27 protein-coding genes, 1 tRNA gene and 2 pseudogenes are annotated in these 24,612 nt (G+C 46.5%); 23 read left to right on the plus strand and 7 right to left on the minus strand.

The window, feature by feature from the left end:
- The 5 genes and pseudogenes from ACIQZ3_RS05730 to ACIQZ3_RS05750 form a co-directional block, all read left to right on the plus strand.
- Window positions 1-630 (plus strand): IS3 family transposase (locus tag ACIQZ3_RS05730; protein WP_397391186.1); only part of this gene is annotated, 630 nt, incomplete at its 5' end.
- Window positions 631-692: 62 nt separating this feature from the next.
- Window positions 693-1,295 carry a LemA family protein gene (locus tag ACIQZ3_RS05735; RefSeq protein WP_397391188.1) on the plus strand — a complete coding sequence of 201 codons (603 nt, stop codon included), beginning with the start codon at window positions 693-695 and terminating at the stop codon, window positions 1,293-1,295.
- A gap of 32 nt (window positions 1,296-1,327) precedes the next feature.
- Window positions 1,328-2,173 (plus strand): TPM domain-containing protein, encoded by an 846-nt coding sequence (locus ACIQZ3_RS05740; RefSeq protein ID WP_397391190.1) that lies wholly within the window; start codon window positions 1,328-1,330, stop codon window positions 2,171-2,173.
- A gap of 8 nt (window positions 2,174-2,181) precedes the next feature.
- Entirely contained in the window at window positions 2,182-2,682 is a 501-nt protein-coding gene (locus ACIQZ3_RS05745; RefSeq protein ID WP_397391192.1) for a TPM domain-containing protein, read from the plus strand.
- Between the two features lie 87 nt (window positions 2,683-2,769).
- Window positions 2,770-2,865 (plus strand): annotated as a pseudogene (locus tag ACIQZ3_RS05750) (IS3 family transposase); the annotation flags it as partial.
- Window positions 2,866-2,958: 93 nt separating this feature from the next.
- Here the strand turns inward: ACIQZ3_RS05750 and ACIQZ3_RS05755 are convergent.
- Window positions 2,959-3,540, minus strand: coding sequence for a hypothetical protein (locus tag ACIQZ3_RS05755; protein ID WP_397391194.1), 582 nt, complete (start codon window positions 3,538-3,540; stop codon window positions 2,959-2,961).
- A gap of 247 nt (window positions 3,541-3,787) precedes the next feature.
- Between ACIQZ3_RS05755 and ACIQZ3_RS05760 the strand changes: the two genes are divergently transcribed.
- The 7 genes and pseudogenes from ACIQZ3_RS05760 to ACIQZ3_RS05790 all read left to right on the plus strand — a co-directional run bounded on the left by ACIQZ3_RS05760 (window position 3,788) and on the right by ACIQZ3_RS05790 (window position 9,019).
- Entirely contained in the window at window positions 3,788-3,919 is a 132-nt protein-coding gene (locus ACIQZ3_RS05760) for a hypothetical protein (RefSeq protein WP_397391196.1), read from the plus strand.
- An 18-nt stretch (window positions 3,920-3,937) separates the two neighbouring features.
- Window positions 3,938-4,171 (plus strand): annotated as a pseudogene (locus ACIQZ3_RS05765) (DUF1924 domain-containing protein); the annotation flags it as partial.
- 6 nt (window positions 4,172-4,177) lie between these two features.
- A complete protein-coding gene (locus tag ACIQZ3_RS05770) occupies window positions 4,178-4,645 on the plus strand; it encodes a diheme cytochrome c (protein WP_397391198.1) in 468 nt (155 codons plus the stop codon).
- A complete protein-coding gene (locus ACIQZ3_RS05775; RefSeq protein ID WP_397391200.1) occupies window positions 4,642-5,316 on the plus strand; it encodes a cytochrome b/b6 domain-containing protein in 675 nt (224 codons plus the stop codon). The genes ACIQZ3_RS05770 and ACIQZ3_RS05775 overlap by 4 nt, the downstream gene beginning before the upstream one ends.
- A gap of 60 nt (window positions 5,317-5,376) precedes the next feature.
- Window positions 5,377-5,994 (plus strand): hypothetical protein, encoded by a 618-nt coding sequence (locus ACIQZ3_RS05780; protein ID WP_397391202.1) that lies wholly within the window; start codon window positions 5,377-5,379, stop codon window positions 5,992-5,994.
- A gap of 49 nt (window positions 5,995-6,043) precedes the next feature.
- Window positions 6,044-6,820, plus strand: coding sequence for a sensor histidine kinase (locus tag ACIQZ3_RS05785; RefSeq protein WP_397391204.1), 777 nt, complete (start codon window positions 6,044-6,046; stop codon window positions 6,818-6,820).
- A gap of 96 nt (window positions 6,821-6,916) precedes the next feature.
- Window positions 6,917-9,019 (plus strand): alkyl/aryl-sulfatase, encoded by a 2,103-nt coding sequence (locus tag ACIQZ3_RS05790; protein ID WP_397391206.1) that lies wholly within the window; start codon window positions 6,917-6,919, stop codon window positions 9,017-9,019.
- A gap of 233 nt (window positions 9,020-9,252) precedes the next feature.
- Here the strand turns inward: ACIQZ3_RS05790 and ACIQZ3_RS05795 are convergent, their stop codons facing one another.
- The 4 genes from ACIQZ3_RS05795 to rph all read right to left on the minus strand — a co-directional run bounded on the left by ACIQZ3_RS05795 (window position 9,253) and on the right by rph (window position 12,678).
- A complete protein-coding gene (locus ACIQZ3_RS05795; RefSeq protein WP_397391208.1) occupies window positions 9,253-9,987 on the minus strand; it encodes a hypothetical protein in 735 nt (244 codons plus the stop codon).
- A 150-nt stretch (window positions 9,988-10,137) separates the two neighbouring features.
- A complete protein-coding gene (hemW, locus tag ACIQZ3_RS05800; protein ID WP_397391210.1) occupies window positions 10,138-11,346 on the minus strand; it encodes a radical SAM family heme chaperone HemW in 1,209 nt (402 codons plus the stop codon).
- Window positions 11,330-11,929 (minus strand): RdgB/HAM1 family non-canonical purine NTP pyrophosphatase, encoded by a 600-nt coding sequence (rdgB, locus tag ACIQZ3_RS05805; protein ID WP_397391212.1) that lies wholly within the window; start codon window positions 11,927-11,929, stop codon window positions 11,330-11,332. Before rdgB ends, hemW begins: the two co-directional genes overlap by 17 nt.
- A 17-nt stretch (window positions 11,930-11,946) precedes the next feature.
- Complete coding sequence (gene rph / locus ACIQZ3_RS05810; protein WP_397391214.1) at window positions 11,947-12,678, minus strand: ribonuclease PH; 732 nt, start codon at window positions 12,676-12,678, stop codon at window positions 11,947-11,949.
- Between the two features lie 32 nt (window positions 12,679-12,710).
- On the opposite strand from rph, the gene ACIQZ3_RS05815 reads away from it, so the two are divergent.
- From ACIQZ3_RS05815 to ACIQZ3_RS05830, 4 genes are read left to right on the plus strand one after another with little or no spacing between them, the layout of a single operon-like run.
- Window positions 12,711-13,652 carry a YicC/YloC family endoribonuclease gene (locus ACIQZ3_RS05815; protein WP_397391216.1) on the plus strand — a complete coding sequence of 314 codons (942 nt, stop codon included), beginning with the start codon at window positions 12,711-12,713 and terminating at the stop codon, window positions 13,650-13,652.
- A 21-nt stretch (window positions 13,653-13,673) separates the two neighbouring features.
- Window positions 13,674-14,324, plus strand: a complete 651-nt coding sequence (gmk, locus tag ACIQZ3_RS05820; RefSeq protein WP_397391218.1) for a guanylate kinase — start codon at window positions 13,674-13,676, stop codon at window positions 14,322-14,324.
- A 45-nt stretch (window positions 14,325-14,369) separates the two neighbouring features.
- Window positions 14,370-14,573: a DNA-directed RNA polymerase subunit omega gene (gene rpoZ / locus ACIQZ3_RS05825; RefSeq protein ID WP_011902918.1), complete on the plus strand. Its 204-nt coding sequence runs from the start codon at window positions 14,370-14,372 to the stop codon at window positions 14,571-14,573.
- 15 nt (window positions 14,574-14,588) lie between these two features.
- Window positions 14,589-16,934, plus strand: a complete 2,346-nt coding sequence (locus ACIQZ3_RS05830) for a RelA/SpoT family protein (protein ID WP_397391220.1) — start codon at window positions 14,589-14,591, stop codon at window positions 16,932-16,934.
- A 17-nt stretch (window positions 16,935-16,951) separates the two neighbouring features.
- Here ACIQZ3_RS05830 and greB read toward each other — a convergent pair whose 3' ends face one another.
- Complete coding sequence (gene greB / locus ACIQZ3_RS05835; RefSeq protein ID WP_397391222.1) at window positions 16,952-17,452, minus strand: transcription elongation factor GreB; 501 nt, start codon at window positions 17,450-17,452, stop codon at window positions 16,952-16,954.
- 18 nt (window positions 17,453-17,470) lie between these two features.
- Between greB and ACIQZ3_RS05840 the strand changes: the two genes are divergently transcribed.
- Window positions 17,471-17,547 (plus strand) — tRNA-Arg (locus ACIQZ3_RS05840).
- 437 nt (window positions 17,548-17,984) lie between these two features.
- Entirely contained in the window at window positions 17,985-18,425 is a 441-nt protein-coding gene (locus ACIQZ3_RS05845) for a DUF2846 domain-containing protein (protein ID WP_397391224.1), read from the plus strand.
- 130 nt (window positions 18,426-18,555) lie between these two features.
- Here the strand turns inward: ACIQZ3_RS05845 and ACIQZ3_RS05850 are convergent, their stop codons facing one another.
- Window positions 18,556-19,020, minus strand: coding sequence for a hypothetical protein (locus tag ACIQZ3_RS05850; RefSeq protein ID WP_397391226.1), 465 nt, complete (start codon window positions 19,018-19,020; stop codon window positions 18,556-18,558).
- A 1,247-nt stretch (window positions 19,021-20,267) separates the two neighbouring features.
- Between ACIQZ3_RS05850 and ACIQZ3_RS05855 the strand changes: the two genes are divergently transcribed.
- The 5 genes from ACIQZ3_RS05855 to ACIQZ3_RS05875 are packed head-to-tail and all read left to right on the plus strand — an operon-like array spanning window position 20,268 to window position 24,608.
- Window positions 20,268-21,440, plus strand: a complete 1,173-nt coding sequence (locus ACIQZ3_RS05855; protein WP_397391228.1) for an MlaE family ABC transporter permease — start codon at window positions 20,268-20,270, stop codon at window positions 21,438-21,440.
- Complete coding sequence (locus tag ACIQZ3_RS05860; RefSeq protein ID WP_397391230.1) at window positions 21,440-22,207, plus strand: ABC transporter ATP-binding protein; 768 nt, start codon at window positions 21,440-21,442, stop codon at window positions 22,205-22,207. The genes ACIQZ3_RS05855 and ACIQZ3_RS05860 overlap by 1 nt, the downstream gene beginning before the upstream one ends.
- Window positions 22,204-23,118, plus strand: coding sequence for an MlaD family protein (locus tag ACIQZ3_RS05865; protein WP_397391232.1), 915 nt, complete (start codon window positions 22,204-22,206; stop codon window positions 23,116-23,118). The genes ACIQZ3_RS05860 and ACIQZ3_RS05865 overlap by 4 nt, the downstream gene beginning before the upstream one ends.
- A complete protein-coding gene (locus tag ACIQZ3_RS05870) occupies window positions 23,115-23,780 on the plus strand; it encodes a membrane integrity-associated transporter subunit PqiC (protein ID WP_397391234.1) in 666 nt (221 codons plus the stop codon). Before ACIQZ3_RS05865 ends, ACIQZ3_RS05870 begins: the two co-directional genes overlap by 4 nt.
- A 42-nt stretch (window positions 23,781-23,822) precedes the next feature.
- Complete coding sequence (locus tag ACIQZ3_RS05875) at window positions 23,823-24,608, plus strand: SDR family oxidoreductase (RefSeq protein ID WP_397391236.1); 786 nt, start codon at window positions 23,823-23,825, stop codon at window positions 24,606-24,608.
- Window positions 24,609-24,612: the final 4 nt, after the last annotated feature.

Genomic DNA, 24,612 nt, shown 5'->3' on the forward strand with positions numbered 1-24,612 from the left:
AAGAAGGTGCGCACCACCGTTCCTGATGAGTTGGCTGATCGTCCATCGGATTTAGTCAAGCGTCAGTTCAAAGCCGATCGCCCCAATCAGCTTTGGGTGTCGGACTTTACCTACGTCTCGACCTGGCAGGGCTGGCTCTATGTGGCTTTTGTGATTGATGTTTATGCCAGATACATTGTTGGTTGGCGGGTGAGTAGATCCATGGCCAGCGATTTTGTTCTTGATGCACTAGAACAGGCGCTGCATGCAAGGCAGCCAGATAAGGATGGCAGTCTGATCCATCACAGCGATAGAGGATCGCAATATGTCTCTATTTGCCATACGGAACGGTTGGCCTTGGCTGGCATTGCGCCTTCGGTGGGCAGCAAGGGTGACAGCTATGACAACGCCTTAGCTGAAACCATCAATGGCCTATACAAGGCAGAAGTCATCCATCGCCGTGGGCCTTGGAAAACCAGAGAATCAGTGGAGCTAGCTACCTTGGAATGGGTCTCTTGGTTTAACAACCAAAGACGCTTAGAGCCCATTGGATATGTTCCTCCAGCAGAATATGAAGCATACTATTACCAGCAGCAAAAGCAGTGCCAACAGCAGCAAAGCAAGATGGGTCAGAATATCGACCTTACTTAAACCAAATGGCCTCCATGAAAGTCGGGGCGGTTCAATATATTAATTAAATGAAGGGGTATCAAATGCGTAAATATCTCATTGGTCTGCTGGCACTGGCGGTAGTATTGCTCTCAGGTTGCGGATATAACCAAATTCAGTCTCAAGATGAGCAAGTTACCTCTAGTTGGTCTGAGGTGTTAAATCAGTATCAGCGTAGGGCCGATCTTATTCCAAATCTAGTGAGCACGGTTAAGGGTGAGGCTAAGTTTGAACAAGATACCTTAACTAAGGTGGTGGAGGCCAGATCTAAGGCAACCTCAATTCAGGCTACGCCTGATTTAGTGAATAACCCAGAGGCTTTCCAAAAATTCCAGCAGGCACAAGGGCAGCTAACTTCGGCCTTATCTAGACTGCTGTTAGTTTCGGAGAACTACCCTAGCTTACGAGCAAATCAAGGGTTTAGGGATTTGCAGGCGCAGCTAGAGGGAACTGAAAATCGTATCACGGTGGCACGCAATCGCTACATTAAATCCGTACAAGAGTACAACGTGACTATCCGCTCGTTTCCATCGAATTTAACTGCATTAGCCTTTGGTTATAAAGCTAAGGCCAATTTTACTGTTGAGAATGAAAAGGAATTGGCAAGCCCTCCTAGCGTTTCATTTGATGCGCCTGCAGCCAAATAATTAGCACATGTCCTTTGAATTGGATCTTTCTAATGTCTAAAAGCCTCCTGGCGTTGCTGTCGCTTTTGGGGCTGCTTTGTTGGACTTCATTTTCCTTAGCCCAGCAAGCAGTACCAGCCTTGTCAGGGCGGGTAATTGATCAAACGGGCACTTTAACGCCTAGCCAGATTAGTTCGCTAGATCAATCCTTAAGTAGTTTTGAGGCTCGCAAGGGTAGTCAAATTGTGGTCTTGATGGTGACATCTACTGCTCCTGAAGCGATTGAGCAATACGCAATTCGGGTTGCTGAGAAATGGAAGATTGGCAGAAAGAAAGTGGACGATGGAGCGATTCTCATTATTGCTAAAGCAGATCGAGCTCTTCGGATTGAGGTGGGTTATGGGCTTGAGGGTGTTTTGACTGATGCGACTAGCAAGAGAATTATCGATCAAATTATTGTGCCCCGATTTAAACAACAGGATTTCTATGGTGGCATTAGCGAAGGGGTGAATGCTGTTATTGGAGTGGTTGATGGTGAGGCGCTACCAGCACCAACCCCAAATAACTCCGATATACGTGAGCCAGGGGATATACGCTCGTTTTTGCCAATCATCTTCATTGCGGCTTTAGTGCTTGGGGGGATATTGCGATCAATGATGGGGAGATTGCCCGGCTCCCTAGTTACTGGGGGATTTGTGGCTCTGATTACATGGTTTATGTTTGGCGCCATTTCTATGGCTTTAATCGCCGGTGTTGTGGCGCTAGTGGTGGCCCTATCTGGAATAGGATTGGGTAGACATGGTTTTGGTGGCTATAGCAGTGGGGGGCGAAGCGGTGGTGGTGGATTTAGCGGAGGTGGAGGTGGTTTTGGCGGTGGCGGATCTTCGGGGAGATGGTGAATATGGTTATGGATCGACTAATTAAGCATCTCTGGTCCCATGGTCGCAAGGTGGAAAAATTCTTTTCGAAGCAAGACCTTGCTGTAATCACACAAGCTATTCAAGATAGTGAGGCTAAGCATTCTGGCCAAATCTGCTTTGCTGTTGAAGGCGCCCTAGAAGTCTCTTCTGTATTTAAAGGTGTAAACCCTCACGATCGTGCAATTGAGGTCTTCGCAAGTCAAAAAGTTTGGGACACGGAGCACAATAATGGAGTGCTCATATATGTTCTATTGGCCGATCACGCAGTAGAAATTGTTGCTGATAGAGGCATTCATTCAAAAGCAGATACCGGCGCTTGGGACGTGATTTGTCATGAGATTGAATCTAAATTCGCACTTGATCAATATCGAGCCGGCATTTTGTCTGGAATTGAAATGGTGAGTCAACTATTACACAGTCAATTTCCAAAGACCTCTTATTCGGATAATGAAATTCCTGATGAACCAGTTGTATTGGATATTAAGTAATCAAGGATTAGTAATGAGCAATTGACCCTCTCCCAATAAGCTGGTAGACCTCAAAACTGGAGTAATGTCGTTTAGACCCATTTTAAAGCAGGGCTAAAGGAATATATCCGCTACTACAACCATGATCGAATCAAACAAAAACTAAAGGGATTGAGCCCAGTGCAATACCGAACTCAATCCCTTCTGGTAACCCAATCAAACTGTCCAACTTTTGTGGGTCAGTTCAATCACTTGCTGGAGTTTTGCCTTTCTAGTGGCTAGAAAGGCGTTATTGCATTACTTCTTAGCAGCTGGTGCGCTTACTACTGCAGCAATTGCTTCTGTGTAAACCACTTTAACTTGGTCGTTTACAGCAATATCTTTCATCAAGTCAGGGTTCTGAGCTTTAACTTTGAAGATGTTGCCTTGTGGGCCTTTTAAAGAAACGATGTTCTTGGCTGTATCAATCGCTTCAACATTGGCAGTAGCAGTAACAGTGTTAGTAGTGATCATGCCTGGCTTGTCGCCTTGTGGAGCAGTGGTCGTGCTAGTAGTAACTTGCTCGCTAGTTGTGCCTGGATTTTTTACTTTAACTAACTCAATGGCAACAGCGAGTTCGTATACAACGTCAAAATGGTCGCCAACTTTAATTTCAGCAAAGTTGTTAACTTCAGGACCGGCAACGATAGAAGTTTCGCCATCTTGATTTTTTAAAGTAACAGTGCGAGTAGCAGCATCAATCTTAGTTACTTCGCCGTCATAAATAAGGGCAGCTTCTTGAGCAGCTACACCAGCGATAGGTGCTTTTGGCTTAGTGAGGAAAAGGTATGCTCCAACTGCGATAGCAGCAATAACGATGGCAATGATGATTTTTTTCATAATAGTTTGGGTCCTTAAGTAGGTTAATGCACAGCCCTTCTAAAAAATTCATGGGCTAATTGGTAAAAGCTATTTTTATCAATTGTGATGATTGTATTACTCCTATCAGTAATCAGAATGATTGCGGGTCTAAATCGACCCAATCCCCTTGAAATACTTGACTATTTTGCTTATTTCTCAAAAAGCGCTGTCATATCAAAGGCGCATACTGGATAAGTGGGGCCAATATCATTAATAAGGGGTAAATATGTTTTTGAAGTTCTTCTCTGGAATGGTCTTCATGAGTCTGGCGTTTACTGCTCGAGCGGCAACGCCATCGGACTTGCTGAAGTCCTATGAGGCTCAATCCGGCCAGGCATCGCCAGCTCGTGGAGAGTAGTTCTTCAATGCCAAGCATGGCAAAGAGTGGAGTTGTGCATCCCGCCATGAAAATCCTCCCAATCACGACACCAAACATATCGTTACTGGCAAGGTAATTAAGCCATTAGCACCTAGTGCCAATCCTGTGCGATTGACTGATGAAGCTAAAGCCGATAAGTGGTTTAAGCGTAACTGCAATGATGTACTTGGTAGGGACTGTAGCGCGCAAGAAAAAGCGGACGTCCTCTCTTGGTTAATGACGGTCAAATAAACACATATGAAAATCCACCACACGTTTTACCTTTCCCTTTGCTTATGTTTCAGTACATCTTCCATCTTTGCCGCCAAGATGCCGATGCCTGCCGATGCACCGGCTTCTTATGAGGCGGAGTGCGCAAGTTGCCATATGGCCTATCCGCCAGGGCTATTAAGCGAGCAAAGCTGGAAAAATCTGATGGCTAGTCTCTCGAAACACTTTGGCACTGATGCTAGCGTGGATGCACAGACTCGGGCCGAGATTACGAACTGGTTAATTAAGAATGCGGCTACTCGCCAAAAATATAGCGAGACTGCTCCAGAAAATCGCATCACCAAAATATCTTGGTTTATTCGGAAGCATGATGAGGTGAGGCCGGATGTCTGGAAGAGGGCGGGGATTAAGAGTCCTGCCAACTGTGGAGCATGTCATATCGATGCCGCTAAGGGTATCTTTAGTGAAAATAATATTAGGATCCCTGCAAAATGAATACACCTGCAAACGACACGATTGGCGCAACCGGCAAGCCGAGGCAATTAATTATGGTGTGGGATATGCCGGTGAGAGTCTTTCATTGGCTATTGGCAGTTTGTTTTGCTGGTGCTTGGCTCACTTCAGAGAGTGAGCGCTTGGCCATGATTCACTATGCATTTGGCTATACCGCAGGCTTGCTTGTGCTCATTCGATTGGTGTGGGGTGTCATTGGTACTCGCTACGCAAGATTCAGTCAGTTCCTCAAAAGCCCTAAGGAGGTCATTGGGCATTTCATGGCGATGTTGCGTGGTCATCCCCATCATGATGTTGGCCACAACCCAGCGGGTGGCTTAGTGATGTTTGCGCTGATGCTCCTAATTCTCTTGATCGGATTTACTGGTTACCTGACAGTTAAAGAATTCTTCGGTAATTTTGCATCTGAGATGCATGAAGCTGTTGCTAGCTTAGCTTTGGCACTCGTGATTCTTCATATTTGCGCTGCAATCCTGATGAGTGTATTGGAGCGGCAAAATCTGGTGAAGTCGATGGTCAATGGGAAAAAGCTCGGTATGCCAGAGCAGGGCATTCGATATCCCCAGTACCTGATTGGATCTTTGATTTTCCTTGGTGCTATCTACTTCTTTTATCTAACTCTGAGCGGCGGCTTGCCTAGCCTCACACAGTAAATGTCTCACCTACTGGGGGTGTAGTTCCCGAACATTGCTCCTCGTTGTGCGATAGATGGCATGAAGCTTCTGATTGCCCTGTATTTCTTTATTCTGGCTACGATTCAGTTGGGTCTGATATTGGGAATCTATCACTATCATCGCTCGCAAAGTGAGCTCAGGCCAAATCCATATTGGATGGGTTCGTTTATAGTAAATATTCTTGCCTTATTGATCTTCGGTAGTGGCACCTTAGTAATTCAGAGTGTACAAAATCCTGAATTCAATTTCACCATTGCGAATTCCCTGTTTTATATCGCTGCTATTTTTCAGCTCCTATTTTGCAAATCACTGATTGGCCCAATTAGCAAGCGTTTGCAATATAGCTTTGGACTTTCCGCCATTATTTTTATGCCGACTTTCGAGTTTCTTCGCCTATACGGAAGCTATGAGATTCGAACTACATTTATGTGTGCGATAGGGATCATCTTTTTCTCTTGGCAAATTATGATGCTCAGACGCAAAAGAAGATCAGAGCCTTCTCAGCAGTTAATGTATATGCAATATGCAACTGCAGTTGAGTTATGTTTTTCCTTAGGCCGCCTGGAGGGTTTTAGCTTCAAGCGGTTTTACTATCAGCAGGATGGAGCAAATTCCGCAACTGTTGATATTGTTGACTGTTGGGCAATTAGTTACTAATACGCTCTCTTACATTGCTCTCGGGGCTTATTGGGCGGAAAGAGTGGCCTTGGCAAACGCAAAATCCAAGACTGAGAATGCGGAAATCAAGACTCTCTTATCTGAGCGGGAGGGCTTGATCTCCAGCCTGCTTAAGGCTAATAAAACTGTAGCTACTGGAGCTTTATCTGCCTCGCTTGCTCACGAGTTGAACCAACCTTTAGGTGCTTCATATTTAAATATTCAGTTTTTACAAAAGAAACTCGCCGACCGTAGTTTAAGTGCCGAACAAAATCAAGAGGTTTTATCAGCACTGCTTTCTGATAATCAAAGGGCGGCAAATATTATTAAATCACTCAGATCCATCTTTTCAGATCGAAAGATTGGAGCTACGCAAGTTGAGGCGGCTGATCTGATTGAATCTGTTTTGAAGATTACTAGTCCAGAAATTCAGTCACGCAACATACAGGTTGTTCTTGCTCTTGCATCTGGTTGCAGGGTGAATGTCAACCAGAGTGAAATGCAGCAAGTCATCCTCAATTTAGTTAATAACGCCATTCAAGCTTTGAGTGGAGTCGGTAATCGCACCGGTACTCTCACAATCGAAACTCGCAATGTTCCCAAGGGCGTAGAACTCATTTTTTCTGATAACGGCCCGGGTATTTCTATAGCAGCTCAGGCCCATCTATTTGAACTGCTGGCGGGAGGTGATAAGCGGGCTGGAATGGGCTTGGGTTTATGGCTCTGCCAGCACATTATTACTCGTCATAGTGGCTGGATTCGCTATGAGGATGTGCCGGGTGGTGGGGCGCGTTTTATCGTCTTTTTGCCAGCTATCCATGAGTAAGTTATTAGCCTTAGAGCTAATTGTCCAAAGATCTAGCCCTCTTTACATTTGTAAAAGCGTCATTTGTATTATTTCAACTCATTTTCTAGGCTTTTCATGAAAACTAAACTGCATCTAATCGCTTTTTCTATCACTCTCATTGCGACAAATTCTGCTTTGGCTGCTGGTGGCGGCGGGGTAGTAGCTGACCCGGGTGCAATGCAAGGAAAGCACTTTGACCCAAAAGGGAGGGCGCCATCAACCTATACGGTTGAATTGCAAAATGGTTTGCGCAAAACCTTGCCGTTTGAAGATAAGCGTGACTTTGAAGAGTCTAAGAGGGGATTCATTGCTGCGCCCGCTTATAAAACCATCATGGCTGATGCAGGTAACGTAGCCTGGGATATGGGTAGTTATGAGTTCCTATTACAAGGCAAGGATTTCGATAGTGTTCATCCATCCTTGCAGCGCCAAGCGATTCTCAATATGGGTTATGGCTTGTACGAAGTCGTCCCCGGAAAAATTTATCAAGTTCGCGGCTTTGACTTATCGAATATTAGTTTTGTTAAAACCAATAACGGGTGGATTGTTTTTGATCCATTGACCTCAAAAGAAACTGCTAGAGCAGCTTTGGAGTTGGTGAATGAGAAGTTAGGCAAGCGCCCAGTGGTAGCAGTGGTGTACTCGCATTCTCATGCTGACCACTTTGGTGGTGTGCGCGGTGTAGTGGATGAGGCGGATGTGAAGAGTGGCAAGGTGAAGATTATTGCCCCAGCCGGCTTCATGGATCACGCAGTTGCAGAGAACGTATACGCGGGCAATGCCATGACGCGCCGCTTGTATTTCCAGTATGGGGTTTTATTACCGCGCAGCCCATTTGGTCATGTTGACCAATCCATTGGTAAAAATACTGCAGCAGGAAACCTGGGTTTAATTGAGCCAACCATTCTGATCAATGAGCCATTTGAAAAAATGACTGTGGATGGTGTGGAGATGGAGTTCCAAAATACGCCGGGTACAGAGGCGCCTGCTGAGATGAATACCTATTTCCCACAGATGAAGGCTTTCTGGGCTGCTGAAAATATTACCGGCACCATCCACAACATCTATACCTTACGCGGTGCTCTAGTACGTGATGCTTTGGCATGGTCTAAGAATATTAACAATGCCTTATATCGCTATGGCAATGAAGCGCAGGTGATGTTTGCTTCCCATTCTTGGCCGCGCTGGGGTAATGATCGCGTGCAAGAAGTGATGCGCACGCAGCGTGATAGTTATGCACACTTGAACAATGAGGTTCTCCATTTAGCTAATAATGGCGTAACGATCAATGAAGTACATAACGTTTACAAACAACCTGAGAGCTTAAAGTCTCAATGGGCTGCACATAGCTACCACGGTTCAGAAGAGCACAACAGCCGTGCAGTGATCAATCGTTACTTAGGTTACTGGGATGCTAATCCTGCTACCTTGATTCCGTTATCACCAAAAGATTCTGCACCGCTGTATGTAGAAATGATGGGCGGCTCTGACAAGATCATGGCCAAAGGCAAGCAACTTTATAAACAGGGTAAGTATCGCGAAGCAATGGAGATCGTAAATAAATTAGTTTATGCAGAGCCAAACAATACTGCTGCTAAAGATTTGCTTGCAGATATTTTTGAGCAAATTGGCTATCAAAAAGAAAGTCCTAGTGTGCGTAACAGCTTCTTGGGTGCTGCCTACGAGTTGCGTCACGGCATGCCTTCTGGAGCGTCACCAAAGACCAATGGTCCTGACATGATCAGAGCAATGACTACAGAGCTTTGGCTCAATGCTCTGGCCATCAGCATGGATAGTAAAAAAGCTGCCGGCATGAAGTTCACTATTAACTTGAGCACTCCTGACAACGGCGAGAAGTTTGTGGTTGAGATGAGTAATTCTGCGCTGACCAATATCAAGGGTTACCAGGATAAAAATCCAAATCTGACCATCACCGTTAATCGCAGTGACTTAGAGAAAGTCATGGGCGGTCAAACTACTTTTGAAAAACTGCAGGCTGAAGGAAAGGCCAAGTTCGAGGGTGATCGCAGGGCATTTGATCAATTACGAAGCACGATGACTACCTTTACTCCGGACTTTGAGTTGATGCCTGGTACAAAAGCTAAAAAAGCTCCGCCAGCTCAACCAATCAAAGATCCGTTTGAGGCTCCTCCAATTGCCAATTCAGATGGCGCTTAACCTACGGTCGCATAAGGCCCAACTGCAATGGCAGATGTGATTGGAGATTTAATTCGTGGGGCGGAGAGCGCTTGCAATAACTATTTGAAAATATCTGGATATCCTCCGCCTGTGAGAGCTCCCGAGTCATTTGTGCAAGCAGGGGCAGCTCTACCTTTCGGGGGGGGGGGGCAAAAACTTGGGTCGAATTAGAGTCTTCTGTATCAAAAGTCATTGAGGAGGCGTTGTCCGCCTCACCTGTCGACAATAATCAATTTGCGGTCTAACCATTTATATTTTTCAGCTATATTTTTACAGCCAGAGTCTTTGTGTTCGTTTGTAAGATCTCTAAGTTTTTTGTAGTAGCCCGTGGCATCGTAGCCGTCATCAAGTTCGCTATGCAAAAAATCTGGTGAAAGGTAGTTTAAATACCGATATTCATTCTCCGGTTCTTCTGGATCTTCTGGATCTTCTGGATCTTTTGGATCTTTTGGATCTTTTGGAATAAGGCCGTCCAAAAACTCAGTTTCTTCAGCATCATCCATGGATTCCAATAAAAATTCACGGTCGTTCAGGGACCGGTCAAATATAATTCGTGGGTAAAGCGCTTCTTTGCTCTCTAATGTATGTGCTTTATTTATGCCGGGACCGAAAACATATTCACTGTCGTGAAAAACTTTACCCCGAGTAACTCCGCCTCGCAATAAAACCTTGTGATTAACTAGATTGATCGCAAGATAAAAAAGCAGCATCGTCAATGTATATAGCGCATGCTCTTTTTTGACGTCAATTGAGAGAATTACCGAATCAGAAAAACAAGTTGCAGATATCACTGGTTGGCGCGCGCTTGCAACGACCTTAAATTTTTGCAAGGCGCTATAAACTTCTGTGTAACTATCGCTATTCACAAAACTCTTAAAGCCAAGCATATCAACAAACGCGCAGTAGCGATCTTTGTAGTTATGTTTATCAGCGGTTGAATTGATCATGGCTAGAATTTTTCGCTTTCGTACACATTGCATTTATCATTCATACAGGAATTAAAAAAGCCCCATCAAGAATCGTTAAAAATAACTTACCAGATTCCAGTGATTTCATTCGGGAATGTTGGTTTATACCCCTTGGAAAATTCCTACGCCTTACAAAAACATTGCCTGTAGGTTATTGAGGTAGCGCAACCCTTGTTCGGTGGCTTTGAGTTTATTGGGATTGGGATCCAATAAACCTTTTTTGCTGGCTTCATCTAATCCTTTTGAAACCACGTTCAGTGGCAAGCCAGTACGCTCGTTAAAGGTAACGGTATCAACACCATCTGTCAGGCGCAATGTATTGAGCATGAATTCAAAAGGAAGATCTTTAGCGGGAATCTCTCTTGCTTCAATTAAGGCATTGCCCTTACTTTCCATTGCCTGCATGTAGGTTTCTGGGTGACGCTCTCGAACTTGACGAGTAATTTTGTCTGGGAAGGAAATCTTCCCATGAGCACCTGCGCCAATCCCAATGTAATCCCCAAAGCGCCAGTAGTTGAGATTGTGTTTGCACTCCTGATCTTTTTTAGCATAAGCAGACACTTCATAGCGTCGATAGCCTGCCGCCTCTAGAAGGGCCAAGTTCTGCTCAAAGATCGCATCAATCTCATCTTCGTTTGGAAGCTTTGGCGGGAAGTTTGCAAAATAGGTATTGGGCTCTAGTGTGAGGTTGTAGAAGGACAGGTGTGGAGTCTTGAATGAAAGGGCGGTTTCAATATCCGCTTTAGCCGCCTCTAAAGTTTGATTCGGTAAACCAAACATCAAATCCAGATTGACGGATTTAAAGTGCTGTAAGGCAATCGCAATAGCGCGTTTGGCCTCCTCACCGTTATGAATACGCCCCAGAGCTTTGAGTTGGTGATCTTGAAAGCTCTGAATACCTAAAGAGACTCGATTGATACCAGCTTTCGCAAAGCCGGCAAACTTTTCGGCTTCGACTGAGCCGGGATTAGCTTCCATGGTGATTTCACAATCAGGCTCTAAGTTCACGCGCGCTCGAATCGCTGAGAGGAGCTCATTCATGCCATTAGCTGACATCAAGCTCGGAGTGCCGCCGCCAATAAAGATGCTATGTACTTGACGACCCCAGATGCAGGGTAATTCTGTCTCAAGATCGGCAATAAGCGCTTTGATGTAACGCGCCTCATCAAACCCTTGTGAAACTTTCCCACCTTCGTTCGTATCTTTAATTTGATGCGAGTTGAAATCACAGTATGGACACTTCTTCTCACACCACGGAAAGTGAATGTACAAAGACAGCGGGGGAAGGGCGGTGAGTTTTGGCTGAGTCGCCAACACCGGATTAAGTGGATTGAGCACGGCTTTGAAGTTCGGCGATCAGTTCGCGTAAGGCTTGACCACGATGGCTGATGAGATTTTTCTCAGGTGGTTCTAATTGGGCGGCAGTGCTGCCAAGCTCCGGCAGAAAGAAGTGGGGGTCATAACCAAATCCACGATCGCCTTTAGCCTCATCTATGATTTGTCCGTACCAGCGAGTTTGCACAATCAGCGGCTCTGGATCATTGGTGCTATTGACCATGACGAGGGCACAGACATAATGTGCCCCGCGATCCGCTTTACCTTGTAATGCTGCAATCAGCTTTTGATTGTTAGCCGCGCTATCTCCATCGGCACCTGCGTAACGAGCTGAGTAGACTCCTGGAGCTCCATCTAATGCATGAGCACAAATTCCAGAGTCGTCGGCAAGTGCGGGTAAGCCGCTGGCAGCGCTGGCATGACGCGCTTTAGCAAGCGCGTTCTCAACAAAAGTATGGTGCGGCTCTTCTGCTGACGGAATACCCAACTCGCCTTGAGGGATGACCTGAAAGCGAAAAGGCGCTAAGAGTTCCTGAAACTCCCGAACCTTACCGACATTGTTAGAGGCGAGAACGAGTTTTTGCACCATCTACCTTTAATCTTTTATTTAAATGCTTCTTTTTGTAGTTGCGTTAAATCTGCAATGCCTTGTTCTGCTAAATCTAGCAGTGCATTTAATTCGGTGCGGGAGAAGGCGGGGCCTTCAGCAGTGCCTTGCACTTCAATCATGCCGCCTTTGCCTGTCATGACGACATTCATATCGGTATCGCAAGAAGAATCTTCCGGGTAATCTAAATCGAGTACAGGGATGCCTTGATAGATACCAACAGAAATCGCTGCAACACTATCAATCATTGGATCGGCCTTGAGCGCTCCACTTTGTAGAAGGGTATTAATTGCATCACGTGCCGCTACATAGGCGCCAGTAATCGATGCAGTTCTTGTTCCGCCATCGGCTTGTAAGACATCGCAATCTAAATGGATGGTTCTTTCGCCTAAGACTTTCAGATCAAAGACGCTGCGCATCGCGCGACCGATCAAGCGCTGAATTTCTTGTGTGCGACCAGATTGTTTGCCGCGAGCCGCTTCACGATCGCTACGGGTGTGAGTAGAGCGGGGGAGCATGCCGTATTCAGCGGTAACCCAACCTTCGCCAGAGCCTTTTTTATGCGGCGGCACTTTTTCCAGAACGCTGGCCGTGCAGAGCACTTTCGTGTCACCAAAGGCAATCAGGACAGAGCCTTCCGCATGCTTGGTAAAGGCGCGGCTGATGCTCACAGGGCGCAATTCAGTGGGGGTGCGGCCACTAGGGCGGGTGATGTTGTGCTGAGTCATGGGGTGTGGTCCTAAAGATCTACAATGTCCATATGATATCGAGCATGACTGGTTATGGCAGCGCTTCTCGCCAAGTCTCCCTGGGAGCTGGCGTTTTAGCTGATCTGCAGGTGGAATGTCGGGCTGTTAATAGCCGCTTTCTGGATTTAGGCTTTCGTCTTCCGGACGAGTGTCGCGGAGCTGAGCCTGGCTTACGAGAGATGGCTACTCAAAGCCTTTCTCGGGGCAAGGTCGAGTTTCGGGCTGCCTGGCGTGTGAATTCCGGTGCTGCTGGGGCTGCTAAAGCTAACCCCCATGCCTTAGGCGCCTTAAACAAAGATCGCCTAGACGCTCTCTACACCCTTCAGGAGCATGCTCAAGTCGCCTTTCCGACTGCTGAAGCATTACGTATCGCTGATATTTTGCGCTGGCCCGGAATTGTTTCTGAGCCTAGAGGCGAAGAAGAGGGCTGGATTGCTGCCACAGTAGAAGCGGGCCGAGCTGCTTTAGCCGCCCTCTTGGAGAGTCGCCATGCAGAAGGTAAAGCCTTGGTTACGGTACTCACCAACATCACCAGCAAGATGCGTGAGATTGTTAAGGTGATTGAACCTAAGGTTCCTGTCTATGTTGCCCAGTATCAAGAGAAGCTGACTGAGCGCCTGGCAGAAGCATTGGCTGCTCAAGAACAAGGCAAAGGTAGCAGTGGATCTGGTACTGAGTTAATGGAGCGTATTCGTCAAGAGGTTGTGCTCTATGCGGTTCGTATCGATGTAGCGGAAGAGTTTGCGCGCCTCAAGACTCATCTGCAGGTAGTGGATACTGCGCTTGCAGGCAAAGGACCAGTAGGAAAGCGTTTGGATTTCTTAATGCAGGAGCTAAATAGAGAGGCTAATACCTTGAGCTCTAAATCCGTTTCTGAGGAATGTACACAAGCTGCCTTAGAGCTTAAGCTCTTGATTGAGCAGATGCGTGAGCAAGTGCAAAATTTAGAGTAACTGTTACTTACACAAATTATTATGGCCAGCCCCAAACCTAAAGCTAACTTATCTCCTGCCTACCAAGGCAGTATGTTGATGATTGTTGCCCCTTCTGGCGCCGGTAAATCCTCTTTGGTCAATGCGCTCCTGCAAGAAGATGCGGCGCTGAAGCTTTCCCTTTCCACCACAACACGCTCACCAAGACCGGGTGAGGTGGATGGCAAGGATTACCGTTTTATCAAAAGAGCGGAATTTATTGCGGAGCGTGAGCAAGGGAATTTTTTAGAGCATGCAGAAGTGCATGGCAATTTTTACGGCACTTCCAAAGCTTGGATCGAAACCCAGATGAAAACCGGGCGCGATGTCATGTTAGAAATTGACTGGCAAGGTGCCCAGCAAATTCGCCAAATCATTCCGGAAGTGCAGTGGATCTTCATCTTCCCACCATCATTTGAGGCTCTAGAAGAGCGCTTGCGTAAACGTGGGCAGGATGACGAGGCAACCATTCAGAGAAGGTTAGCTGCAGCCCATTTAGAGCTTCAGCATGCCCATGAAGCGGATTTCATTGTCATCAACGACGATTTTGAGCGGGCTTTAATTGATTTACGCCAGGTGGTTGCAGCCAGCCGCCTGCGCTCAGGACCGATTATGGCTCGAAACCCTGCGCTTTTAAGGCGTCTTGGGGTTTAATCAGTTATCCTATAGGTATTGAAGCTAATTTTAAGTGAGTTCAGCATGGCCCGTATTACTGTAGAAGATTGTCTAAAAACTATCCCAAATCGTTTTGAGCTGGTATTGGCTGCGACTTATCGCGCTCGTCAATTGGTTCAAGGTCACTCCCCACGTGTTGAGTCCAGAGATAAGGCGACTGTTGTTGCGTTGCGTGAAGTTGCTGCTGGTGTAACTGATCGTGACATGTTGACCAAAGTACCTTTGTAATTCAGGGGTTCCGTTGTGGAGCTCCCCTTAGGCGATCCAAACACTTCGGAATCCAAAGGTCAGGTCTCGCCTAAAGAGACCGCTAAGAGCGATAAGTCTTCTATCATCGCCACCTTGTTGGCCCAGTCGAGCCGACATTTATTTGGCCCTACCTCTGCGCCAACATTACCTTTAAAGCATCAAGTTGTTTCGATTGATGCCCTCATTTCTAAATTAGGCTATCTCAAGCCTGATGAAGTAGCCCTTATCAAGCGGGCCTTCCATTTTGCTGATGCGGCTCACCTCGGACAGTATCGCCATAGCGGCGAGCCATACATTACTCATCCCGTAGCCGTTGCTGAACTCTGTGCGACCTGGCGCTTGGATGCGTCCTCCATCATGGCAGCTTTAATGCATGATGTGATTGAAGATACTGGCTGCACTCAAGCTGATCTGGTTAGTAAGTTTGGTAGCAAAGTGGCGGAGCTTGTAGAAGGTTTAACCAAGCTCGATAAGTTGGAATTCCAAAGTCATGCAGAGGCGCAAGCGGAAAGCTTCCGCAAGATGTTTATGGCAATGGCGCGCGACGTCCGAGTCATTTTGGTCAAGCTCGCTGATCGCACTCACAATATGCGCACGCTTGATGCCGTTCCAATGGAAAAGCGTCGCAGAGTAGCCGCTGAAACCATTGAGATCTATGCTCCGATTGCCCATCGCTTAGGTCTGAATGTAATCTACCGCGACTTACAGGACTTGAGTTTCCGCTATTCAATGCCCATGCGTTTTAGGGTGATCGAAGATGCAGTGAAGCGGGCGCGTGGTAATCGCAAAGAGATGGTGGAAAAGATTTTGCAGAACGCCCGTATGGCTTTTGCAAAAGTGAATCTCGACGTTGATCTACAGGGCAGAGAAAAAACACTCTTTAGTATTTACAACAAAATGCGCAACAAGCATTTGAGTTTTTCTCAAATTCTTGATGTCTATGCCTTCAGGGTAACCGTCCATTCGATTGATGAGTGCTATCGTGCGCTCGGTATTTTGCATGCACTCTATAAACCCATGCCTGGCAAGTTTAAGGATTACATTGCGATTCCTAAACTCAATGGCTATCAGTCTTTGCACACGACGCTCTTAGGGCCGTCGGGTGTGCCGGTTGAGTTTCAGATTCGTACAGGTGATATGCACGCAGTTGCTGAAGCGGGTGTTGCTGCACACTGGGCTTACAAAGATGGTGGCCCGGATATGAGTGAGGTGCAAAACCGCGCACATCAATGGCTGCAATCCTTGATTGATATTCAGGATAGCAGTGGGGATTCACAAGAATTCTTAGAGCACGTCAAGATTGATTTGTTCCCAGACGCGGTTTATGTCTTTACACCAAAGGGTCAAATTAGAGCTTTGCCGCGCGGCGCTACCGCCTTAGACTTTGCGTATTCGATTCATAGTGATGTGGGCAATACCTGTGTTGCCGTCAAGATTAATGGCATGCAGTTGCCCTTACGTAGCGAATTGAAAAATAGCGATATCGTTGAGGTGGTGACATCGGCCAACTCCCAACCCAATCCTGGTTGGTTGGCATTTGTGAGAACCGGTAAGGCTCGCGCCTCTATTCGTCACTCACTCAAGACCAAACACTATGCCGAGTCTCTGCAGCTAGGCGAGCGTCTCTTGGCTCATGCCTTGCGTCAGCAGGGGGTCGATGCTGGACTGTTAACACCTGAGCTCTGGGAAAAATTATTGCATTGGACTGGTGATAAAACCCGTGAAGAGGCTTGTGTCAACATTGCCTTAGGTCGTAGATCTGCTCAAGAGCTAGCAATTCGATTGAAGATTTTGATTGATGATGAGGGCGGCTCAGAGCAAATGCGCTTGGGGGCGGGAGATTGGGTGTCTCCTCTACAGGAGATAGCCTCCCACCACCATCAACGTCAGGCTATTTTGGTAGATGGTCGCGAAGGTAATTCGATTAGTTTCCAAGCTTGCTGCCACCCGATTCCGGGTGACAACATCATTGGCTATCTCGGCAAGGGTGAAGGGCTGCAGGTTCATGCCAACGACTGTTCAATCGCCCTCAGAATGCTCTCTAAGGATAGCGATAAGTGGGTGGAGGTCGAGTGGGGCAAAGAGGTTAGCCGAGAATTTGAGGTCGATCTCGCAATCGATACGCGCCAGGGTAAGGGAGTATTAGCAAGGGTAGCCAGTAGTGTGACTGCTGCCGACTCCAACATCATGAATGTGTCGATGGATGACCGTTATAAAGAAGACGCCGTCACTATCCGCTTCACAATCCAAGTCTCAGATCGCTTACACCTCTCTAAGGTAATGCGAAGCTTGCGCGCCAACCACGATGTGATGCGCGTGACCCGCGTCCGGGTCAGCTAAATTTCTTTAAACCGGGCTTACCGGTACTGAACGTCTAGTATTTCAATCTCAGTGGGGCCTGTTGGCGTCTGAATTTTGACGCAATCACCCAAACGGGCTTTAATTAAGGCTCTAGCAATGGGGGATACCCAGCTGACGTGACCCACCTCTAAATCGACTTCATCCACCCCCACAATGGTGATGGTGGTTTCTTTGCCAGCTTCAGCACCTTCCAGACTGGCATAAGTGACCGAAGCGCCAAAAAACACCTGCTCGGCGTCCGCATCTCCTGATTTTCGGGCCTGATTATCGACCACCACGGCAAATTCAAGACGTTGATTGAGGAAGCGAATTCGGCGGTCTATCTCCCGAAGTCGCTTTTTTCCATAGATATAGTCCCCATTTTCAGAGCGGTCGCCATTGGAGGCGGCCCAGTGCACAACCCTCACAACCTCAGGCCTATCAAGGTTCAGGAGCTGTAACAGCTCACATTTGATGCGCTCGTGACCTGCTGGTGTGATGTAGTTTTTCTCTTCCATGGCATAATTATGGCTGTTGCGGCTGTAGCTCAGCTGGATAGAGTACTTGGCTACGAACCAAGGGGTCGTGGGTTCAATTCCTGCCAGCCGCACCAACTATAAGGGCCTCCTCTCGGAGGCCCTTACCTTTTGTGCTGTAGATTGTGAATTTGCCCTTTTAATTCACTGCGATCTAGCAAATTGACTATTACACATTTTCTGCGTTAGATTCAAGCAACTCTTTTTGTATTTGCGCGAGTTTAGAGATCTCCCGCATGTTTTTGCCTTCAACATCCTGCGCCCATTTGACGCATCAATCATTTTCAGGAAATCGGGTTGCCGCCTTGGTTTTACTCATGAGGTAATCCACAAAACCTGTTCGCACAGAACCAGCGGCTTCCGCCATTGCTAGATGGGACTACCCATTTAAGCGGCATCCACTCCACCCTCTTGGTGGTAGTATTTTTGTTCTAGAGTTATGCCGCCTTTTCTTACCCTGTGTTTCGGTTTGATTTGATCGGCGCATTGGGTTTAAATTTACAGTGGGTTTTAAATGAACATCAAATTATTTTTTTCTGCGACAGCAATGGCTATGCTTTTGGGCGCCTGCGCCTCTGCACCAATGGGGGATCCTGCGCAGGATGCCACGTTAAAAACATTTAAGGCTCCCGCTCAAGGTGCTGGTATCTATATCTATCGAAATGAGATCATCGGCGCTGGCGTCAAGATGGATGTGGCGGTAGATGGTGAGCCACTGGGTTATACCGTAGCCCAGACCTATCTTTATACAGAGGTTACCCCGGGGAAGCACAAGATTACATCTGAAGCGGAAAACACTTCCACGCTAGAAATTGATGCCAAGCCTGGAACTCTGATTTATGTGTGGCAGGAGGTTAAGGCGGGATTTTTATATGCCCGCAATAAGTTGCAAGAAGTGGGGGCCCAAGAAGGGCGAGCAGGCGTGTCTGAATCTAAGCTTGCTGTTGCAAAGTAAGAATTCTTACTTTGACGATGAGGTCAACCTGAAAAATGATTGACCAAGTCTCTAGCAATGGTGCTGTAATAAATCCACATAATGCGTTCAATCTAGGCAAATAGGTTTGCCTAGATTTCTATGACATTAATTAGCGAATCTCTGCGATTGCCGATGGTAATGAGGAAACAAAAATACTCATGCAGTTTTCGTGTCGATCCGTTACAACCCATGGATGTGTTTTGTAAGTGGGTTGAACATATTTTGCATGTGGCGCAATGCTTTTATAAAAAACTCGATCACCGCTGTAGTTAAGCCAATATATTTTCACCTCTTTCGCGCTATTGTTTACAAACTTCATGCGGGTATGTACATTGCCCTTTTTCGAACGAAGACCATGCTCATTGTGGCATGCAGTTGAAGTGTTTTGCTGGCCTTTTCGATTGGTTTGATGTTCATCGGCTTTATCTGCGATGTCTTTACCTTGCTGGTATAAATTATTGGCTTCTTGGCTTATTTGGCTTAGTTGGTCTAGCGAAACTGCTTGTGCTGCGCCAGCGATGGAGAGAATGTTAACTGCGCTGAGTGCCACGAGCAACTGTTTTTTTGTTTGCATCACTATCTTTCTTTTAAGGAATTAAAGTAGATACAACGCGCGCTAAATAGATTTTGTTTACAAGGGCCTCAATTTAATTTCTCGGCTTGAGTTCAGCGCATGCGCTACCAGATATGGGGCGATATTGATTTCTAAATGATTTAAAAAAGATAGGAACCACTTAAATGGGTGACTGGATTACTTAACAAACATCAAACACTGATGAAGTCATATCCGCTCAAGTGCTGTAGATTAACGACAGAACTCTAGAGCTCATGATTCGTTTTAGAAAGTCGGAACCCTCTTCTAGAAATATAAATAATTCTGTCAACCATCGAGTTTTGGGCGGCGTTGTTAGGGTAGGGGGCATGTGACCCGATAGCCATAAAAAAGGTGCCAAATGAAATGTATCGCAACCGTATGAGCATTAACTGCATTTGCTCAGTCCGCTCAACCAACAGCACAAAGCGCAGCTGATGCTCATAAACAAAAAGCTGCTGCAGATTAGGCTGGGTTAGAGAAGGCAAAGCCAGGCACTCCAAAGTCGCTAAAGCAAAAAAGAAGCGAAGTCTGAAGCAGCTCCAACTGCTTCTAAATCAGCTTGCGAAAAAAGGGCGAGAAATAGACCCCAATTAACTGAAATGAAAAGGAAACTCATTCAAGATATTGCAGCATTTGTCGTGCTCAGTTCTGGCTCAGTTTTTGCGCATGGATGGCATGGTGGTGCCATTCTGGGCAGTGTAGTGGCAAGTAACTATTACCCCATACTACCAGCCCTATGTTGTTCGGTCGGCGTATGTTCAACCACGGGTTGTCTAGACTAAACCCACCACTGTTTATATTGAGCGGCAACTGCAAGTATTGGTGATTCAAAAGCCTCAGCCACAACTTACTACTGCGTGCAAACGCGCTCATACCAACTACAGGCTCGGCAAAGCACTGGTGTCTGGAGAGTTACACGGTAGTTTTGTTTCGTCCAATACCCGAAAGCCCTATTTTTGGGGTGCAGTGGGGCTAATGTCTATTTGAGGCCAACCTTCTTTTCTAGAGATACTCCCATGTAAATCCATACCATGGACTCAATACCCTATACTCACAATTGACCAAGTGCTTCATGGTGCCCAGCCAATTTAATTGAGGTTTGGGATAAATTGGTTCAATTTCTGTTGGAATTAAGCATTCCATGACGTGTCTTGTTAAGAGATTGCCCCGATTTTTCTTTTTGGGTGTTTCACTGTAGTTTTATGCGGATACCTTATAGTTTGCTTATGAGCACTTCAGACCCTGTTTCTTTGCCCGCTGTTGCGCCGGTAGTGGTTTGGTCCCAAGTTGACCGTGACCATGCTCGGGTATCCTTAAGTGGTGCTGTTAACGTCTACTCTTTGGGGGGTATTTGGACTGACATTCGTCAGAAGCAGGCTGCTTGGTTGGAGCTGGGCGGTGGTAAGTCCCAAACTCTAATTTTCGATGCCTCCAAGGTAAGTTCTCTTGATGGGTCTGCATTTGCATTTTTGATTGACGTTGAAGTGGCTCAGAAAAAAGCAGGCGGTCAATTTGATATTCAGGGTCTAGATCCCAAATATCAACCGCTCTTGCATGAATTCGATCCCATCAATAAGCTCTTTCCCGCTCCAGTGCAAAAGCAAAAACGAAACCTGGTTGTGAGTACTGGAATGGCCGTTCAAAACCTGTTGGATGATGCGCGGGGGCTGGTAACTTTTACGGGCCACCTATCGGCTGATTTGGTTTGGTCAATACGCCACATCAATCAAGTGCGCTGGGGTGATTTTGTAAATGCCGCGGTAGAGGCGGGTATTGCGGCATTACCCATCGTGGGTTTGGTTGCCTTTTTGATTGGAGTGATTCTGTCCTTCCAGGCTGCCATTGGCATGCAGCAATTTGGCGCCGTTTCTTTTGTGGGACCGCTTGCCGCCTTAGGTATCGTGCGTGAGATGGGGCCGCTGATTACGGCGATTTTGCTCGCTGGTCGTTCATCGGCCGCCTTCGCTGCAGAGATTGGCACTATGACTGTGAATAGTGAAGTAGATGCGTTGGTCACAGGTGGCTTGAGCCCAATACGATTTTTGGTTGTGCCAAGAGTATTGGCGGGAATATTGGTAGCCCCGATATTGACCTTATTTGCCGATATCGTAAGTATTTTTTCCTCCATGCTGACGATGCAGATTTATGGCATCCCCTTTATTAATTTTTATAACGGTATGTTGGCTGCTGTAGGTGTAGAAGATGTTCTGTCAGGTCTTCTGAAGGCTACTTTATTTGGTGTAGTCATATCCGCGATGGGTTGCTTACGTGGCATGCAAACAGGTACCGGTGCCGCCGCTGTTGGTATCTCTGCAACCCGGGCAGTGGTGAGTAGTATTGTCATGATCGTCTTGGTAGACGGTATCTTTGCCTACATCTCTTACAGGACGGGTTTCTGATGGGCGCAATCGATAACGCGATCGATGTTCAAAACCTGGCTGTGGGCTATGGCTCAAAAGTACTCTTGCAGAATCTCAATTTCTCAGTCAAGAATGGTGAGATCTTTGTGATTTTAGGTGGATCGGGTTGTGGCAAATCGAGTCTCTTAAAGAATTTGTTTGGCCTATATCAACCGCTCTCTGGAGATGTATTGATTGAAGGTCAAAATATTACAAATGCTCAAGGTGCAGAGCGTCAAAAAATTATGACGAGCTTTGGGGTCATGTATCAGCAGGGCGCCTTATTTGGTTCTATGAATTTGCTCGACAACGTGACGCTCTTTATGGAGGAGTACACCCAGCTCAACAGAGACCAAATGAATCTATTGGCGCGCTGTAAGCTCGACCTTGTAGGTTTACTTCCATACGAAACTTACATGCCTAGCGAGATTAGTGGCGGCATGCAAAAGCGTGCCGCAATTGCCCGTGCGATGGCTTTAGATCCGAAGATCTTGTTTTTGGATGAGCCTTCGGCAGGTTTGGATCCCATTACATCGGCTGATCTCGATAATACGATTTTGGACCTCTCAAAAAATTTGGGTTTCACCTTTGTGATTGTGTCGCATGAGTTGGCGAGTATTTATTCGATTGCCGATAAAGTGATCATGCTAGACAAAGATGCCAAGGGCATTATTGCTGAGGGCGACCCTAAGGTATTGAGAGATACCAGTAAAGATCCTAGAGTGCATCAATTCTTTAATCGCATTATGAGCAAGGACGCAGCATGAGTAATAACTCCAATCCCAATTATTTCCGCTTGGGTGTTTTTGTCTTGGCGGCAATCGGCGTTTTGCTCGCCATTATTTTGATCTTTGGTTCAGGGCAGTTCTTTAAAAAATCATTCATGGTGGAAACCTATGTCAAGCAATCTGTCACTGGTCTAGATTCTGGAGCAGCAGTGCGTTTTCGGGGTGTCAAGATCGGCCAGGTAACGGCTATTTCTTTATCCGGTGATGTATACGAAAAAGAGGTACCGATGCCGGAGCATCGTGAATACGTTGTAGTGAGGATGCAAATCTTTGGCGATAAAGTTCAATTGAGTCATTTGGAAACCTACCTTAAAGATAATCTTCGCGCTCGTATTAAGTCCATGGGTATTACCGGTGTTAATTATGTTGAGTTAGATTTTTACTCAAGTGCAAGCCAGTACCCGCCCTTAGCGTATACGTGGTCGCCTAAATATCCGGTAGTACCGTCGATGCCAAACCAAGCGGATGAAATTATTTCTGGTATTCAGAAGTTAATTGGTGCACTCAATAGCCTGGATGTGGATGGGACCCAAAAGAAATTTGATGCACTCTTAGGTAATCTGAATAAGTTGATGGCGGGTGATGGTAAGGATAGTTCTGGCCTCATTTCCTCGGTTAAGGACCTCAATCAGCTTTTGGATCGAATTGCTAAAGCGACAGATAAAGATCAGCTCAATATTTTGATGCGTGAATTGGCTGCCACTATGGTTTCCCTGCGTCAAACTGTTACCAGCGTTCAGGGCGATACGACTGCGTCCCTGGAAAATATCCGTCAGGCAAGCGAACAGCTCAATGAGTTCACTCGTATTGCAAGTCAATCACCATCCACCGTGATTTGGGGTGAGCCACCTGCACGCATTACACCTCCAATGAATGGAGTTCAGAAATGACATCAATGAAAATTCAGATGATGAAAAACTCACGCCTCATTAAGCTCGCCGCCTTCGCATTTATTGTGACTGCATTAAGCGCCTGCTCTTTACCTAACAGACCGGCATTGGACACTGCTAGCTGGATGGTGGCGCCAGAACGTACAGGCGTGCCTTACAAACCGCGTACAGATATTTGGTTGAAGACGAGTTCAGTTTCTACAGCACCTCCTTTTGATGGTAAGTCTTTGGTTTATCGCTTGGGTGACCAGCGCTATGAAAAGGATTTCTACAATATTTATTCTGCGCTACCCAATGAGATGGTGGGTAATGCGACCCGTCAGTGGCTCAATAACGCTCAGATCTTCTCCATGACTGTAGGGCAGGGCAATAGCTTCTTTCCGTATTACATCCTGCAGACTTCTGTAGAGGAGTTTTATGGCGATTACCGAGTTCGTCCAGAGGCTGTGGTCACGGTTGAGTTTTTCCTTACCGCTACAGACCCTCAAAAACGCAATCCTGTAATTGGTAAAAACCGCTATAGCAAGAGAATTGCCCTTAAAGACAATACGCCGCAAGCTTTAGCGCTAGGTCAGCAAGAGGCTTTAGCGCAAATTCTGAAAGAGTACGAGGTGGTACTTTATAAGTACGCTGGTAATTTGCCACCACCACTAGGTCAGTAGTTATATTGAAATTGCAGTACATATAAAAATAATGGAGAAGATATGGATTTAGGGCTCAAAGGTAAGGTTGCCTTAGTAATGGCATCTAGTCGTGGTTTAGGTCAGGCGATGGCCGTTTCATTGGCGCGCGAAGGTATCAAGGTGGCGGTTACTGGTCGCAACCCTGAAGGGTTGAAAAAATCAGTGGAGTTGATTGAGGCTGCTGGTGGCAAAGCATTGGCTTTAAGCTGGGATTTATCTGACAGCTCAGTGATTGATGCGTTAGTTACAAAAGTAGAGCAAGAGCTCGGACCGATTGATATTCTGATTAATAACACTGGCGGACCGCCTCCAACACTGGCAACCGGGCAAGACCCTGCGCTATGGCAAAAGAGTTTTAACGATATGGTCTTGTCACTCATCAGCATTACTGATCGAGTTCTTCCAGGAATGCGTCAGCGTAAATGGGGTCGCATCATTACGAGCACCACTTCAGGCGCGATTGCCCCAATCAAAAACTTGGCAATCTCCAATACCTTACGCGCTGCACTGCTAGCTTGGTCTAAAACCTTGGCGGCAGAAGTAGCTGCTGAAGGCATTACGGTGAATGTGATCATGCCAGGTCGTGTTGCAACGGATCGCTTACGTCAACTAGATGAAGCGCGTGCTCAACGAGAAAATGTTAGCTACGAGTCTGCTGTGCAAGCTAGCTTAAAACAGATACCGATGGGTCGTTACGGCGATCCTCAGGAATACGGCGATACTGCTGCGTTTTTAGCCAGTCAAAGCGCTTCCTTTATCACTGGGTCAGTGATCCGTGTTGATGGTGGCCAGATTCAGGCAATTTAATATC

The sequence above is a fragment of the Polynucleobacter sp. genome, from assembly GCF_044342855.1.
Taxonomy (GTDB): Bacteria; Pseudomonadota; Gammaproteobacteria; order Burkholderiales; family Burkholderiaceae; genus Polynucleobacter.

Bases quoted from the DNA above. Each gene is read 5' to 3' on its own strand.
- ACIQZ3_RS05735 (WP_397391188.1), top strand. From the start codon at position 693: ATGCGTAAATATCTCATTGGTCTGCTGGCACTGGCGGTAGTATTGCTC.
- ACIQZ3_RS05740 (WP_397391190.1), top strand. From the start codon at position 1,328: ATGTCTAAAAGCCTCCTGGCGTTGCTGTCGCTTTTGGGGCTGCTTTGT.
- ACIQZ3_RS05745 (WP_397391192.1), top strand. From the start codon at position 2,182: ATGGATCGACTAATTAAGCATCTCTGGTCCCATGGTCGCAAGGTGGAA.
- ACIQZ3_RS05755 (WP_397391194.1), bottom strand. From the start codon at position 3,540: ATGAAAAAAATCATCATTGCCATCGTTATTGCTGCTATCGCAGTTGGA.
- ACIQZ3_RS05760 (WP_397391196.1), top strand. From the start codon at position 3,788: ATGTTTTTGAAGTTCTTCTCTGGAATGGTCTTCATGAGTCTGGCGTTT.
- ACIQZ3_RS05770 (WP_397391198.1), top strand. From the start codon at position 4,178: ATGAAAATCCACCACACGTTTTACCTTTCCCTTTGCTTATGTTTCAGT.
- ACIQZ3_RS05775 (WP_397391200.1), top strand. From the start codon at position 4,642: ATGAATACACCTGCAAACGACACGATTGGCGCAACCGGCAAGCCGAGG.
- ACIQZ3_RS05780 (WP_397391202.1), top strand. From the start codon at position 5,377: ATGAAGCTTCTGATTGCCCTGTATTTCTTTATTCTGGCTACGATTCAG.
- ACIQZ3_RS05790 (WP_397391206.1), top strand. From the start codon at position 6,917: ATGAAAACTAAACTGCATCTAATCGCTTTTTCTATCACTCTCATTGCG.
- ACIQZ3_RS05795 (WP_397391208.1), bottom strand. From the start codon at position 9,987: ATGATCAATTCAACCGCTGATAAACATAACTACAAAGATCGCTACTGC.
- rph (WP_397391214.1), bottom strand. From the start codon at position 12,678: ATGACTCAGCACAACATCACCCGCCCTAGTGGCCGCACCCCCACTGAA.
- ACIQZ3_RS05815 (WP_397391216.1), top strand. From the start codon at position 12,711: ATGATATCGAGCATGACTGGTTATGGCAGCGCTTCTCGCCAAGTCTCC.
- gmk (WP_397391218.1), top strand. From the start codon at position 13,674: ATGGCCAGCCCCAAACCTAAAGCTAACTTATCTCCTGCCTACCAAGGC.
- rpoZ (WP_011902918.1), top strand. From the start codon at position 14,370: ATGGCCCGTATTACTGTAGAAGATTGTCTAAAAACTATCCCAAATCGT.
- greB (WP_397391222.1), bottom strand. From the start codon at position 17,452: ATGGAAGAGAAAAACTACATCACACCAGCAGGTCACGAGCGCATCAAA.
- ACIQZ3_RS05845 (WP_397391224.1), top strand. From the start codon at position 17,985: ATGAACATCAAATTATTTTTTTCTGCGACAGCAATGGCTATGCTTTTG.
- ACIQZ3_RS05850 (WP_397391226.1), bottom strand. From the start codon at position 19,020: ATGCAAACAAAAAAACAGTTGCTCGTGGCACTCAGCGCAGTTAACATT.
- ACIQZ3_RS05855 (WP_397391228.1), top strand. From the start codon at position 20,268: ATGAGCACTTCAGACCCTGTTTCTTTGCCCGCTGTTGCGCCGGTAGTG.
- ACIQZ3_RS05860 (WP_397391230.1), top strand. From the start codon at position 21,440: ATGGGCGCAATCGATAACGCGATCGATGTTCAAAACCTGGCTGTGGGC.
- ACIQZ3_RS05865 (WP_397391232.1), top strand. From the start codon at position 22,204: ATGAGTAATAACTCCAATCCCAATTATTTCCGCTTGGGTGTTTTTGTC.
- ACIQZ3_RS05870 (WP_397391234.1), top strand. From the start codon at position 23,115: ATGACATCAATGAAAATTCAGATGATGAAAAACTCACGCCTCATTAAG.
- ACIQZ3_RS05875 (WP_397391236.1), top strand. From the start codon at position 23,823: ATGGATTTAGGGCTCAAAGGTAAGGTTGCCTTAGTAATGGCATCTAGT.